At 65.4% G+C, this 14,774-nt stretch carries 9 protein-coding genes; 4 read left to right on the top strand and 5 right to left on the bottom strand.

What is annotated here, in order from left to right; all coding sequences use genetic code 11:
• Positions 1-3 precede the first annotated feature (3 nt).
• The 4 genes from ACWA1Q_RS03410 to ACWA1Q_RS03395 all read right to left on the bottom strand — a co-directional run bounded on the left by ACWA1Q_RS03410 (position 4) and on the right by ACWA1Q_RS03395 (position 9,511).
• Positions 4-972, bottom strand: coding sequence for an AAA family ATPase (locus ACWA1Q_RS03410; RefSeq protein WP_463759532.1), 969 nt, complete (start codon positions 970-972; stop codon positions 4-6).
• A 50-nt stretch (positions 973-1,022) separates the two neighbouring features.
• Entirely contained in the window at positions 1,023-6,851 is a 5,829-nt protein-coding gene (locus ACWA1Q_RS03405) for an Ig-like domain-containing protein (protein WP_463759531.1), read from the bottom strand.
• Positions 6,851-8,275 (bottom strand): serine/threonine-protein kinase, encoded by a 1,425-nt coding sequence (locus ACWA1Q_RS03400; RefSeq protein WP_463759529.1) that lies wholly within the window; start codon positions 8,273-8,275, stop codon positions 6,851-6,853. The genes ACWA1Q_RS03405 and ACWA1Q_RS03400 overlap by 1 nt, the downstream gene beginning before the upstream one ends.
• A 96-nt stretch (positions 8,276-8,371) precedes the next feature.
• Positions 8,372-9,511: an FHA domain-containing protein gene (locus tag ACWA1Q_RS03395; RefSeq protein ID WP_463759528.1), complete on the bottom strand. Its 1,140-nt coding sequence runs from the start codon at positions 9,509-9,511 to the stop codon at positions 8,372-8,374.
• A 150-nt stretch (positions 9,512-9,661) separates the two neighbouring features.
• Between ACWA1Q_RS03395 and ACWA1Q_RS03390 the strand changes: the two genes are divergently transcribed.
• The 4 genes from ACWA1Q_RS03390 to ACWA1Q_RS03375 all read left to right on the top strand — a co-directional run bounded on the left by ACWA1Q_RS03390 (position 9,662) and on the right by ACWA1Q_RS03375 (position 12,956).
• Positions 9,662-10,513 carry an exodeoxyribonuclease III gene (locus ACWA1Q_RS03390; RefSeq protein ID WP_463759527.1) on the top strand — a complete coding sequence of 284 codons (852 nt, stop codon included), beginning with the start codon at positions 9,662-9,664 and terminating at the stop codon, positions 10,511-10,513.
• Positions 10,514-10,599: 86 nt separating this feature from the next.
• Positions 10,600-11,601, top strand: a complete 1,002-nt coding sequence (gene trpS / locus ACWA1Q_RS03385) for a tryptophan--tRNA ligase (protein ID WP_463759525.1) — start codon at positions 10,600-10,602, stop codon at positions 11,599-11,601.
• Between the two features lie 30 nt (positions 11,602-11,631).
• Positions 11,632-12,228 (top strand): GNAT family N-acetyltransferase, encoded by a 597-nt coding sequence (locus ACWA1Q_RS03380; RefSeq protein ID WP_463759524.1) that lies wholly within the window; start codon positions 11,632-11,634, stop codon positions 12,226-12,228.
• Positions 12,225-12,956, top strand: a complete 732-nt coding sequence (locus ACWA1Q_RS03375) for an HAD family hydrolase (protein ID WP_463759522.1) — start codon at positions 12,225-12,227, stop codon at positions 12,954-12,956. Before ACWA1Q_RS03380 ends, ACWA1Q_RS03375 begins: the two co-directional genes overlap by 4 nt.
• A gap of 291 nt (positions 12,957-13,247) precedes the next feature.
• Here ACWA1Q_RS03375 and glpK read toward each other — a convergent pair whose 3' ends face one another.
• Positions 13,248-14,762, bottom strand: a complete 1,515-nt coding sequence (gene glpK / locus ACWA1Q_RS03370; protein ID WP_463759521.1) for a glycerol kinase GlpK — start codon at positions 14,760-14,762, stop codon at positions 13,248-13,250.
• Between the last annotated feature and the right edge of the window lie 12 nt (positions 14,763-14,774).

Raw genomic sequence — 14,774 nt, 5'->3', positions numbered from 1 at the left:
GGCCTAGGCGACCTGGCTGTCGCTTGGTGGCGGGGTGTCGATGAGCACCTGGGCGATGACGTTCGATGGGTTCACGCCATCGAACTCAGCTTCCGGGTCAAGGATGAGCCGGTGTGAGAGCACGGTGTCGGCGAGCGCCTTCACGTCGTCGGGGATCACGAAGGAGCGCCCCGAAACGGCGGCGAGCGTCTTGGCGCTGCGGATGAGGGCAAGGGCACCACGGACGCTCGCACCCAGGCGGATCTCCGACGCCGTTCGCGTTCCCTCGATGATGCGCGCCACGTAGTCATTGATCGACGCGTCGACGTGCACCGTCGTGGCCAGGCGGGTCATCTCGGTGATCGTCGCAGCGGATGCCACGGGGCTGAGCACTCCGTCGCCGGCGGCATCCGACCCCTCGAGGATACGGATCGTCGACTGGTGATCCGGGTACCCGATCGACGTCTTCATGAGGAAGCGGTCGAGCTGTGCCTCCGGAAGCCGATACGTGCCGGCCTGCTCGATCGGGTTCTGGGTGGCGATGACCATGAAGGGTGAGCTGACCGGGTGGGTGACACCGTCGACGGTGACGTGCTGCTCTTCCATGACCTCGAGGAGCGCGGACTGCGTCTTCGGGCTGGCGCGGTTGATCTCGTCGGCGAGGACGATGTTCGAGAAGATCGGCCCGCGGTGGAAAGCGAATTCGCCGCTGCGCTGGTCGTAGATGCTGACACCGGTGATGTCTCCGGGCAGGAGGTCGGGGGTGAACTGCACCCGGTTCGAGGTCCCCGCGATGCTCTCAGCCATCGCGCGGGCCAAAGAGGTTTTGCCTGTTCCAGGGACGTCTTCGAGCAGCAGGTGCCCGCGACTGAGCAAAGCGGTGAACGACAGCCGGATGACATGGTTCTTGCCGAGGAGGACCTGCTCGACGTTCTCGACGAGCTGGTCGCAGACCCCGGCGAACCAGGTTGCCTGTTCGGGCGTCATCGTCATCTGGCGGGCCTCTCCCGGTTCGATTCGTTGGGTTGCGGGTGCAAAGACCATCATGGCGTGAAATACCTCGTGGTGAATGGCTGCCCGTTCACTATCACCGTGACATCCAGCCAGGCCTGTCCGTCGGCGGGCGGAGCGCTCAGGGTGCAGGAGTTCGTTCCGGCAGTTCCTCCGATCGTCGCGTCGTTCACGGCGCCACAGGAGTACTCGGCGGCGTACGAGCCGTTCGGTGGGTTCCCCGTCCAGGTCCAGGTGACGGTGCCAGACGAGTAGTTCCGGCCCTCAGGAACAAGCGTGATCGACGGCGCTGGGGCCGTGAAGGCGCGCTCCGCACCAAAGAGTCGGAGGTCTCCGTACTGGCTGATCGTCCTCACCTCGAACGACACAGGTTCGCCGAAGGAGGCACCGAGGATCTGTCTGGGGTAGCCGGTCCCACTGAAAGGCTGCCATTCGCCTCCGGGTGCGCGCATTTCGTAGCTGTATCCGCCGGGGTTCACTGCGGAGATGAAGTAGTCGCGCACGGTTTGTGTGGAATCGGTCCATTGCATCACGGCATCGATACCGGTCACCGCCGGCGGGGTGGGCCGTAGGGTGGCGCTGACCGTCTCAGTCGCGACGCATCCGGCTTTGTTGAATCCCCACACAACGAAGCGGTACGAACCGTTGGCCGCGGTGAGCTCCGTGAAGGTCGTGCTCGTCGTAGCTGCCCCAAGCTCACGAGGGTTTCCGATCCCACCGCCCGGCGGTGTCGGCGAACCGGGAGCGGGAGACGACACCGTGCACGCGGTCGGGGTGGCATCCGGTGCCAGCATTTGAACGTAATAGCCGCCGATGGCATCCCCGTTTCCGCTGAACGGCTCCCAACTGACCGTCGCTGTTCCTCCCGTCGAATCAGCGTTCACGGAGATTCCACCGGCGCGGGGCTGCCCGTATGGGGTCCCTGAACCAGGCGAAGAGTTCCACGTTGACAGCGCCGGGTACGCATCGTTGCGCGCGGACACCGTAAACGGCACCGGGTTGCCATTCGCCAGGCCGGTTACCTCCGTGGAGCAGCGCAACGCGGAGCAGCTGCCAGCGGGCACGGTGAAGGGTGCTCCCCCACCCACGGTCACGACGTACGACTTCACGGAGCTTCCCCGCTGCGGAATCACCGGGTCCCAGCGGATGCGGAGCCCACCGTCGAGCGGAGCAGCGGCCAGCCCACCCGGCGATGCCGGCACCACGTCAGACCAGACCGGGTCCACCAGACGCTGGGGGTCGGAAGCTCCGATCGCGTTGACGGCCGACACCTGTGCCCGCACCGAGTTGTCTCGCCCATTGCCCGGAGTGCTGATCTCGCACGTGGTTGCCGAGCACGTTGTCGTGCCGAGCGATTCCCCGGATCCCGACCGGACGAGCTCCACACTGAAGCCGGTGATCGCTGAGTTGTTCGACGCGCCCGGTTCCCACGCCAACGTCACGGTGCGGTGGCCGAATCCGGTCATCCGCACGTTCGTCACAGGCTCAGGGCGATCCTGGACCGAAATCCGGACCGTGCCCCAGGCGTACCGCGACGGGTCGTCCGTGGCATCCGCGACCTGGTACCGCAGCGTCGCGTCTGTCGGCGCGGCGTCGGAGGCAACGGTCACGCTGAGCCGGCTGTTGTCCGCGCTCGGCGAGACGGCGACTCCGTCGGGCAGCGCTCCCCCGAGTCCCTGGACGGCGACGACACGGAGGGGCGTCGACGGGAACGGGTTCGTCGCCGCGTCATTCGCGAGGACGTCGATCACCTCGGTCGTACCGCGCTGCACGACCACAGAATCCGCAGCCGGCACGGCAATCGGCCGGGTCGACGGGGTCACATCGAGCACGAGCCGTCCGGCTTCGCCCTCATTCACGGCATCCCGAACGCCGATGAGGATTGCTGACTGTGCCCCGACGGCGATGGTCGGGTCGGCTGTCAGCTCCAGCTGCTGCCCGGAGATCGACGCGCTGAAGCCTTCAGGTCGCGGATCGAGGACGGAGTAAGTGAGCTCGTCCAGGTCATCGGCATACGGGTAAGTGGTGAGCTTCGCCAGCTCGATCGTCTTCGTCTCGCCCGGCTGGAACTCGAGAACGCCACCGGCGAAAACGGGGGGCTGGTTCTCTCGCGGTGAGACGTCGAGCGGCAGAACGATGGTCGCGATACGTCCATCAGGATCGGTCGCGCTCGACCCGTCGGTCACCTCGAACGAGAGTGACGCCGGGCCGAAGTAGCGTTCAGCGCTCGTGTAACGGATGGTGTCGTCGTCGACGACGAGGTCGGCACCGTTTGCGTGCGAAGCACGGACCTTGGCGGCGTCGGTCAATCGGACGTCCCTGCGCCCCGCAGCAAGCACATAATCGTTGATGTCGACAGTGACCGCCTCGCCGCTCACCACCGGAATTGGCTTGATCCCGGGCCGCAACTGTGGCAGCGCGTCGTCGAGGCCAGGGACCCAGATGAACGCGATCGCGTTGATGCTCGTGTCATCCGTCCTGCTCACCTGGAACGGGATGATTTGTGATTGAGCCGCGATGGACACACGCACCCGTTTGCTGTCGAGCACTTCGGCTCCGCTGTTCTCCCGGGGCAGCGAGACGTCGAGCCGTGAGACGGAGCCCTCGGCGAAGAACACCCGCGACAGAACGTTCACCTCCACGCTCGACCGCTCGAGGATGTCGTCGAGCGTGAGGACGATGTCACCGGGCACCGGGCGGGCGAGAGGCGCGTCATCGCGCGTCACGACTGTGAGGAAGCTCGTCGACGTGTTGCCCCACTTGTTCTCGATCTCGTAGACGAACCCGAACCGACCTTCGCCTTCCGGCACACTGACCCGGACGAGATCCCCATCCACCTCCGCCGTCGCACCCTCCGATGTCGGGTCGACGGATGTCACGGACAGCTCCCCTCCGTCCGGGTCAGAGTCGTTGAGGAGAACCTGCACGGCGATGGTCCGGTCGGGTCGCGAAATCACCTCATCCGGCATGGCGATCGGCACCCGCGACCCGTCGAGCTTCGCGCTGATGCCCACCCTCACCGTGCCGGTCGCCTGGCTGCCGAGCGCGTCGATCACCGTGTAGCCGAACGTGTCTGTACCGGTCGAGTATGCTCCCGCCTGGTAGTCGAACCAGTCCTCACCCGAGTCGACCACCGCTCCCTTGCCCGGATTCGACGCCTGCCCGACGAGCTGCACCGAGTCACCGTCAGGATCGATACCGGTGAGCGGAATGGAGATGCGCACACGTTCTCCGCTGAGCACCCTGGCGGTCACGTTCACGGGCGCAGGGGCTGCATTTGATTCGGCATCGACCTCACGCACGTTGAGCGTCACCTGGGCATCTGCCCACTGGCCGTCAGGGGCGACCGCGCGATAACTCGCCGTGAAGTTACCCGGCTTGTCCGGCGCGAGGTACCGGAGCACGCGGCCGGACGCGAAGAGGAGCCCGGAGTCAACGGGCAGCTTCACGCTGAGCGTCGGGCTCAGCGTCAGTGTGTCACCGTCCGGGTGCGTGTCATTCCGGAGCACGGGGATGTCGATTGCGTCACCCACGCGCACGGAGATCGTGTCCGGGTACGCCACAGGTGGTTGACGTACCTCCGGCGTCGGAATCTCCACCACGGTCACTGTTCCCTGAGCTTCCGACGTGCCGTTGGAGACCAGGTAGTTGAACGACACGGGGGCATCAAGCGGGACGGTCAGCGTGACTCGCAGGATTCGCTGCTCGAGGATCTCCACCTGCAGACCGGAGCTGGCAGGAACATTGAGAACGCCGGTGACGACGAGCACCCCACCGGCGGGATCGAAGTCACTGGCGAGCACGTCGACTCGCTCCGTGCTCTGCTCCCGGATATAAGCGGTGTGCGGCACCGTCACCGGTGGCGCTCCTGGCTCAGGTTGGGCGTTCACTTCGATCCGGACCGTTCCGGTCGCCGTGCGGTTCCCGTCGGTCACCGAGTACTCGATGTTGTGCGTGCCGGTATCTGAGCTTTGGAAGCGGAATGTTCCCGCGTCGTAATCGGGGGTGATCGTCGCTCCGGCCTTGGCCGGGACGTTGGCCAGCCGGAGCGGGCCCGACCCACCGCGAACGTGCGGCAGAGGAGAAACGAGAACCTCCTGCCCTGCGTAGGTGACCACGGGGAACGGCTCGGCGATGATGGGTACTTCACCCGGCGCGTACACCGTCACCGCGAAACTGCCGACACCCTCAGCAGAGCCGTCGGACACGACGAGCGCGATTTCTTTCAGCGACCCTCCGAGGCCCGCGTCGGTGTAAACGAGCGCGCCGTCAGGCGTGTACTGGACCTGGTCAGGAGCCGGGACGCTTGCGGACGTCAGGTAGAACGGGTCGCCGTCGGGGTCCACCCAGTCACTGAGGGTTTCAGTGGTGAGCCTGCCGCCGGCGGCAACGGACGCCTTCGATTTGCGCACCTGTTCCGGTGGCCCGTTTTCGTTCTCCGAACGAACCGTGAGGGTCACCGTCGCCGTGGAGGTGCCCTTGCGCCCATCCGTGATCGTGTAGTCGAATCGCACCTCGCCCGCGGCATCCGGGACCAGCGTCACCTGCAGTTGCTGGGCGTTGTTGACAAGGTCGAGTCTTCCGACGGATTGGTCGAGGGCGGTGAACGAGTCGATCATCAACACGTCGCCGTTCGGATCGACGTCGTTGAGGAGCACCGGCAGCGGTGACGTCTTTCCCGGGCGGACACCGAAAGTGTCGTCGACGGCGGTGGGGGGCAGCTGCGTCTCCTCGTATTCAGGAGGCGTGTCCTCCTGGTTGTCGTCGACCTGCTGCTCGTCCTCATCGACATTGAGAAGATCGTCCCAGTTGTCAATCTCCTCGTTGGCTGCCTGGACCGCCCACGACATCCCGGTGGCTGAATCGTTGAGGACGACGTGAGAGCCGTTCACACGAAAGTCGAGCGCGCTTCCGTCGCGACCGACCGACGTCTGCTGAAGCTCCGCACCACAACGAGTAAACACGGCACCGTCGGACCAGGCCGCGTAATCGCAATCGCCGACGGTGACCGGCCGAACCGGTTGTCCCTGGGCTTCGACGGCAAAGTCAGTGGGTTCCCCTCCGGAGAGCGGGACGGAGAGTAGACGGCCGTTCGCGCCGACGAGCACAGCGGCACCGGAGACGGCTGGTTGCGGCAGTAGCGCGTTTTCCGCGTCTCCCAGGTTGACGGCGACACCGTTCACGATCAGCCGGTTGGTCATGCCTTCGAGCAGCACAGGCTCAGAACCGACCGAAGTGAGCTGGAACCCCGCCCCCTCGGGGTCGACGGCGACGCCCGTGGTCGAACTCACGGTCTCGTCTCCAGCGGCAACCCGATAGATCTCGCCGACGTCGGGCGAGAAGACGAACACGTCGCCGGAAGGTGCCGCTGACATAATCGAACCCGGGCCGAACGACAACGCCGGGTCGGATTCTGCCTCGAACGTTTCGAGATCGTCGACAGGGATGAACCAGATGTCACCGTTGGCGTTGACCGTGACCCTGTCGTTCGCCAGCTGGACATCGCTCAGCTGTGAGGGTAGCGGCACACTCTCGACGATGTCGGCCCTCGCCGGGTCAATGATCGAGAGTGTCGACTGCGCACGGTCCACGACGAGGACGGTATCGCCCTCCTGCACCACGTCGAGTTGGTCGCTGCCGGCAGGGATACCGGCATTGAGTTCGAAGACCTGGGTATTGGCCCGACCGACCGCTTCTCGCGCGTTGTTGACCACCCATACCGCGCCATCGCCGAGATCGACCTGCTGTGCCCGGTATCCGGTCGATACGACGGCGACGGTGGCGATGAGCGCGCAGATGGCGGTGCCGCTCGTGACGGTGGCGATCAGGGAACGGCGCGACCGGACCCACTGCCGGAACATCAGCCGCTGCCCTCGGGCACGTCGACGCATTTCTCGGCGCTGGGGGGCCCGACCTTGCCATCGCGATTCACGAGCACGGTAACGCAGACCTGCTGGCCCGCGTCTCCCCTGACCGTGAATTCAGACGTTCGCTGGATACTCGATGCTCCGCCGTCCTGGCGGATCTCATAGGCATCCGTCGGGCCGATACCGGGGTCCTGCCAACTGAATCTCACGCTGGAGTCTTCGACCTCGCCCGCGATGTTGACGACCGTGGGGATGTCACTCGCGGGCGCGAGCCGGAGAACCACAAAGATCGTCGTCGCTGCGAGGACGATGACGAGCGCGGAGCACGCCACGATGGCCCAGACGAACGACCGGCCGAGCGGGGCCGTCTGCCGCTGCGGGCTTCGGTCCTCGCTCGGTGTCGCTTCAGCGACGACAGCTCGCGTCGCTCCCGGCTGGCGATGTTCGTCCTCCGGTGTCCGCCTGCGCCTGCGCCCGGGTTCGACGGTGCGGATCGGGGTGACCCGGGTGCGATCCTCGACGTCATGAACGGGGCCGAAAGCCCACTCATCGACAGCGACGTCCGGCTGCGTCGCCGGAAGCGAGAGTTCCGCTTCGACAGCCTGCAGTTCACGGATGAGTTCCATGGCGGATTGGGGCCTCGCCTCCGGCCGACGCGACAGAGCCCGAACGAGTATTCGTTCGAGCCGCTCGGGCACGTCGTCGCGTCCGATCGGCTGCGGCTTTCCTCGAGTTGCACGGGAGATGAGCTCAGCCGACGTGTTGCTCTGCCACGGGATCTCGAACGGAGCTCGGCCGGCAAGGAGCGAGTAGATCGTGGCGGCAAGTGACCAGACCTCGCTCGCCACGGTTCCGTTCGTCTCACTGTGCAGAACCTCAGGCGCCGACCAGGGAATCGACATTCCGACGGTTTCGTCCGGATTCGACTCCCCCACCGAGCCGGCGATCCCGAAGTCGCTGAGCACCGGATTGCCGTACGCGGTCATGAGGATGTTCGATGGTTTGATGTCGCGGTGCAGTACGCCGGCGCGGTGGGCGGTTTCGGTCGCACTGGCGATCTTGATCCCGATGCGCAGCGCCTCGGACACCGAGAGAGGTTCATCACGGTAGCGCTGCCCGATCGACGACGAGCACAGCTCCATGACGAGGTACGGCCGCCCGTCAGCGGCGACACCGGACTGGTAGACGGTGAGGATCGCCGGGTGGGCGCTCATCTGAGCCATCACGTCTGCTTCAGCCTGAAACATTCGCCGGACATCGGCGGTCGCGTACTCGCTGAGCATCACTTTGACGGCGACCTGGCGCCTGGGACTGTCCTGTTCGTACAGGAAGACATCGGCGAAGCCGCCCGAGCCGAGAATTCGGATGAAGGAGAAACCCGGCAACTGCGGGGGCAGCGAGGGAAGACGCCTGGCCATAGGGCTCTCCCTTCACTGAGAACAAGGCGGAGGGGAGGCTCGATGTAGAGAACTCTCGCCCCTAACCTTCCCAGTGTAAACGGCCCTTTCGGAGACCTATACCCCCGGCCAGGGGGGCAAAATCTCGATGACGTTCCCGTCGCCGATGTCGATGAAAGTGCCGGGAGTGACGACGACGGACTCCCCCTGGCGCAGCCTGCGCCAGTGGCCCTGCGGCGGGATGACGGATGTTCCGTTCGTCGACTTCAGATCGGTCGCGACGATCGAATCACCGATCTGCTTGATCTCGAGGTGAGTGGCAGAAACAGATTTGGAGCCGGACACGACGGGAACGAGGCGCGACGGATCCGGGAGCGGGATGCGGGGTTGGCGAGGATTGCGACCGAAGTAGTGCACGGCATCCAGCGGATAAGCCTGCCCACCGTTGATCCGGAACCCGTACAGCAACGTCTTCGGGTCGTCAGGGATGAGGGGCGTTTCACGGAGGACCGTCTCGTCGTGGATCGGGGGCGCGATGTCGCGCCTCAACACGGTTTCGCCGTCGTGTCGCATGGCGGGGTCGTCCTCCGGCTGCACGCGCTGGGCGGGGTTGCGGATCACCGTGTGGGTCTCTGCCGGCGACGGGTGGAAGTGCGAAGGCGACTGCGGGGGAACGACCGCTTGTTGCGGAGCAGCAGCCGGCATCTGAGGAGCGGCAGTGGATGCAGCGGCGCCAGCGTGCCCCGAACCGTTCGAGCCAGTACTTCCAGCGGCGATCCAGTCGATACGGTTCGCGACGATCACTCCGGAGGCGAGGGGGAACGACACCCCGGCGACTGGCGCTCCCGGCTCGCCGGTCAGTCCACCGGCGGCGACGGCTTCGACGCCGCTGAGTTCGTCGCGGCGCCAGTCCTTGTCTCCGCTCGTGATGCGCTTCCACGACCCGTCGGCGTGCGCGTCGACGACGGCCTCCCCGTGAACGAGAACCTTCACCGTCGCGCTGTCTCCGCCTGCGCGTTCCATCGCGACGAACGAAGCCGGCTGGCCACCCGACGTGTTGGGAATGACCCGCAGTGCGTCGTCGAACGTCGAGGCAGCGGATGTCACGAGGGTCCAGAGCTGCTCAACGATCGCGGGCTCAGACGGAGTGCGCAAAGCGACGAGCAGACGCTCCCCCACGATGTAAATCCACGGTGTGCCCGTGTTCGTCATCGCGTAGCGGTAGCTGGACGGCTTCTCGCGTTCTGCTGTGTTCACTGTGCCCCTCACAAAGTCAGCGCACGCTCTACCCCCATTGCGGGACCGCGCACATGTTGTCCTATTGTGCCGGTTGCCCCTCCCCCGGTCGACCCGATTGTCCAAATCGGCAACACAGATCGCGCGTGCACGCTGATCTAAGCTGGATTCATGTCATCTCCCGCTCCTGTTCGTATTGTCTCTGTCAACACGAACGGAGTCCGCGCCGCCTTCCGCAAGGGCATGGGCGAGTGGCTCGAGGCGACGAACGTCGACATCCTCGCGCTTCAGGAAGTTCGCGCGGCAACAAGCGACCTCGAGGGCCTGTTCGGTCCCGAGTGGGACATCCTGCATGACCCGGCCACCGCAAAGGGCCGGGCAGGGGTTGCACTTCTCAGCCGCTCCAAGGCCTCGATCCACCGGGTCGAACTCGGAGCGGCAGAGTTCGACAGCGCCGGTCGCTGGCTGGAGGCGGACTACGAGGTCGGTGGGTCGATCATCACCGTCGTCTCCACGTACGTGCATTCCGGTTCCGTCGACACCCCGAAACAGGTTGAGAAGTACACCTTCCTCGATGCGATGACCGAACGGATGCCGCAGATCGCGAAACACTCGGAACACGCGGTCATCCTCGGTGACCTCAACGTCGGGCACCGCGAACTCGACATCAAGAACTGGAAGGGCAACGTCAAGAACGCCGGCTTCCTCCCGCAGGAGCGCGCGTACTTCGATCGTTTCTTCGGCCAGGAAGGCGAACAGGTCACCGGCGTCGACGGATCCGTCGGACCCGGCCTCGGCTGGGTCGACGTCGGCCGGAAGTGGGCGGGCGAGGTCGACGGACCGTACACCTGGTGGTCCCAGCGTGGCCGGGCGTTCGACACCGACACGGGCTGGCGGCTGGACTACCACGTGGCGACCCCGTCGCTCGCGGCCGCGGTCGTCGACTACCGCGTCGACCGGGCGGCCAGCCACGCTGAGCGCTGGTCCGACCACGCTCCCGTCATCGTCGACTACGCCATCTGACCCGGCGGACGTACGCCGTCCGACCTGCCTCCCCCAGCATCCGCGGATCACCCGCGAACCCTTCTCTCCACACAAAGGATCACCCCATGACCAAACCCGTCCTGTTCTCCGGAATGCAGCCGTCGAACGATTCGCTTCACCTCGGCAACGTCGTCGGCGCGCTGCAACAATGGGTCGCCCTGCAGGAGGAATACGACGCCTACTACTGCGTCGTCGACCTGCACGCCCTGACCAGCTCTCCCAACCCGGACGAGCTGCGCGCCCGCACGCGCTCCACCGCTGCGCAGTACATCGCCGCAGGCATCGACCCGGCGAAGAGCACGCTGTACGTGCAGTCGCACGTACCCGCTCACGCCCAGCTGTCGTGGGTCCTCAACAACATCACCGGCTTCGGTGAGGCCGGCCGCATGACGCAGTTCAAGGACAAGTCGGCGCGGTTCGGGGCGGACTCGACCACCGTCGGACTGTTCACCTACCCCGTGCTGATGGCCGCAGACATCCTGCTCTACGACACCAACGTCGTTCCGGTCGGAGAAGACCAGCGGCAGCACCTTGAACTCACCCGCGACCTCGCCGGGCGCTTCAACAGCCGGTTCGGTGAGACCTTCGTGGTTCCCGAGCCGATCATCCTCAAGCAGACCGCCAAGATCTACGACCTGCAGAGCCCGACGGCGAAGATGTCGAAATCGGCCGAGAGCGAAGCCGGACTGATCAAGGTTCTCGACGATCCCAAGGTGAACCAGAAGAAGATCATGCGGGCCGTGACCGACGATGATGCGAGCATCCGGTTCGATCGCGAAGCGAAGCCCGGTATCTCGAACCTGCTCACGATCTTCTCGGCAATGTCGGGATGGGCGATCGACGCGATCGTCGACGAGTATGCCGGCCGTGGTTACGGCGACCTGAAGAAGGGCGTCGTCGAGGCGGTTCACGCCGTTTTCGAGCCGATCCGTCTCCGCACACTCGAACTGCTCGACGACCCGGCTGAGCTGGACCGCCTGCTCGCCGTGAACGCCGAGAAGGCGAACGCGACCGCAGAGAAGACCCTCGCGATCGCCTACGAGCGCGTCGGACTACTCCGCCGCTGAGTGCTCCAGTGTCGCCGGTAGGCTGGCGGCATGGATGTCGTGCGCCTCGAAACGGAACGTTTGATTCTCGATCGGCCGGTCGAGCGTGACATCCCGTTCATTTACGCGTATTGCCAGGACCCCCTGATCCAGCAGTTCACGACCGTGCCTCAGCCATACTCCCTCGACGACGCCGAAGGGTTTCTCCGCAAGGTGGTGGACCCGGGCTGGACGACGGGAACGGAACTCACCTGGGCGATCCGCCGCAAGTCCGAGCCGACGCTGGTCGGTGTCGTCTCCCTGCGGGACTGGAATGCCGAGCAGGTCATGCTCGGGTTCTGGCTCGGTGCTCCGTGGAGGGGGCACGGGTATATGCCCGAGGCTGCTCGCGCTGTCACCGACTGGGCGTTCACCGGAGCGTGGGACCGAGGCAGCCGGGCATCCGAGGTCACCATTCTCTGGGAGGCCCTCGTTGGGAACGCGAGTTCGGCCCTGGTTGCCCAGCGGCTCGGTTTCCAGTACCGGGGCACCGCCCCCTCGTCGATCCCGAGGGCCGGCGTGTCCGAGCGGAGCCATCATGCTGAACTCACCGCTTCGAACCGTCCGGGTCCCGCAGACGACTGGCCGGCAGAGGTGTTCGCGCGATGAAGGCGCTCGCCCTCTTCGACCTCGACGACACCCTGATGGATCACCGCGGTGCCGTGTCGCGGGGCATTCTGAACCACGTCGACGCGACCGGCTTGTTTGCGGTCGATGACCGGGAGCGATCGGTCGCGCTGTGGCACGAACTCGAGGATCGGCACTACCACCGCTACCTCTCGAAGGAACTGACGTTCGCCGGGCAGCGGCGCGCCCGTGCGGCTGATTTCGCCGCCGCGCACGGCGTCACTCTGTCGGAGGTCGAGGCCGATGCCTTCTTCGACACCTACTTCGAAAGCTACCGGGGCGCCTGGGAACACTTCGATGATGCCCTCCCCTGCCTCGACCGCTTCGCTGCGGCGGGCGTCCGGCTCGGCGTCATTACGAATGGCGAGCACGACTACCAGCGGGTCAAGCTCGACCGTACCGGGCTCGGAGACCGGTTCGAGCACGTCATCGCTTCCGGTGCCGTCGGAGTCGCCAAACCCGACCCCGCGATCTTCGAGCGGGCGTGCGCCCTCTTCGACACGGATCCGGCAGACGCCCTGTACGTCGGGGATCGGTTATTGACGGATGCCGTCGGCGCGGCATCTGCTGGACTCGAAGGTGTGTGGCTCAATCGATTCGGTGACGACGTCATGATCGGTGCGATCGGGCACGGCGCCACGGCTCGTGACCCGTTCGAACTCGCCCGGGAGTCGGGCGTGCGGACGATCGCGAGCCTCGACGACCTCTGACGCGGCTCCCGGTAGCCCGAACGTGGCTGGCGCCGCTGGGTCGCCACAAACCGTCGCTCGCGCCGTCGAGTCGCCACATAGTGTCGCTCCCGCGGCTCGGGAGTAACGAAGTGGGGCGACTCGACATATGCACCGACGTCGACCGGGCAGAAGGGGTCATCCCCGCAATCGATCGGTCCCGAAGGGTCGCAGAAGGTCGACCCGAATGCCCCTTACGGACCGATCGATCGCCGCACACACGAAAACCGGGCCCGTACTCCGAAGAGAACGGGCCCGGCTGTCGGGATGGGGTTACTGTACGTCTTCGTCGACCCAGTCGAAGGACTTGGTGACGGCCTTCTTCCAGAGGCGGATCTGACGGTCGCGGTCCTCGTCGGCCATCGACGGCTCCCAGCGCTTGTCTTCCTGCCAGTTGCCGCGCAGGTCGTCGAGGTTCTCCCAGAAGCCGACGGCGAGTCCGGCAGCGTAGGCCGCACCGAGCGCCGTGGTCTCCGCAACGACGGGCCGGACGACCGGCACGTTCAGGATGTCGGCCTGGAACTGCATCAGGGCGTCGTTGGCGACCATGCCACCGTCGACCTTGAGCTCGGTGAGGTCGACGCCTGAGTCGGCGTTGACCGCGTCGAGAACCTCGCGGGTCTGGAACGCTGTCGCCTCGAGCGCCGCCCGGGCGATGTGTCCCTTGTTGACGAACCGGGTGAGCCCGACCATGACGCCGCGAGCTTCGGGGCGCCAGTACGGAGCGAACAGACCGGAGAACGCCGGGACGATGTAGACCCCGCCGTTGTCATCGACCGTGGTCGCGAGCGTCTCGACCTCGGGCGCACTCTTGATGATGCCGAGGTTGTCGCGCAGCCACTGGATGAGCGAACCGGTCACAGCGATCGAGCCCTCGAGTGCGTAGTGCGGCTTCGCGTCGCCCAGCTTGTAGCCGAGCGTCGTGAGCAGACCATTCTTCGAGTGCACGATCTCTTCACCCGTGTTGAAGATGAGGAAGTTACCGGTGCCGTAGGTGTTCTTCGACTCACCGGTGTCGAACGCCGCCTGGCCGAACGTTGCTGCCTGCTGGTCACCGAGGATGCCGGCGATCGGCGTCTCGCGAAGCAGGCTCGAGCTGTGCGCGTGTCCGTAGACCTCGGAGGAGGACTTGATCTCGGGCAGCATCGACTTCGGCACGTTGAACACCGAGAGGATCTCGTCGTCCCACTGCAGGGTTTCGAGGTCCATGAACAGCGTGCGGCTGGCGTTGGTCACGTCGGTGACGTGCACACCGCCGTCGGTGCCGCCGGTGAGGTTCCAGAGCACCCAGCTGTCGGTCGTTCCGAAGAGGAGGTCACCGGCATCCGCCTTTTCGCGTGCGCCGTCGACGTTCTCGAGGATCCAGACGATCTTGGTTCCTGAGAAGTAGGTGGCGAGCGGAAGGCCGACCTTGGGCTTGAACCGCTCGACGCCGCCGTCTGCCGCGAACCGGTCGACGATGGACTGCGTGCGGGTGTCCTGCCAGACGATGGCGTTGTAGACGGGCTTGCCCGTGGTCTTGTCCCACACCACAGCGGTTTCACGCTGGTTGGTGATGCCGACGGCAGCGATGTCGTGACGGGTCAGGTTGGCCTTGGAGAGCGCCTGCCCGATGACCTCACGGGTGTTGTTCCAAATCTCCATCGGATCGTGTTCGACCCAGCCTGCCTTGGGGAAGATCTGCTCATGCTCGAGCTGACCGGTCGAGATGATCGATCCGGACTTGTCGAAGATGATCGCGCGGGAACTGGTTGTTCCCTGGTCGATTGCGATGACGTAATCCGCCATGGGTAACTCCTT

This window comes from Mycetocola sp. TRD_SC_2 (genome assembly GCF_055361225.1).
Note: the sequence above shows the minus strand (reverse complement) of the source record. Positions and strands in the feature narration are given on the sequence as shown.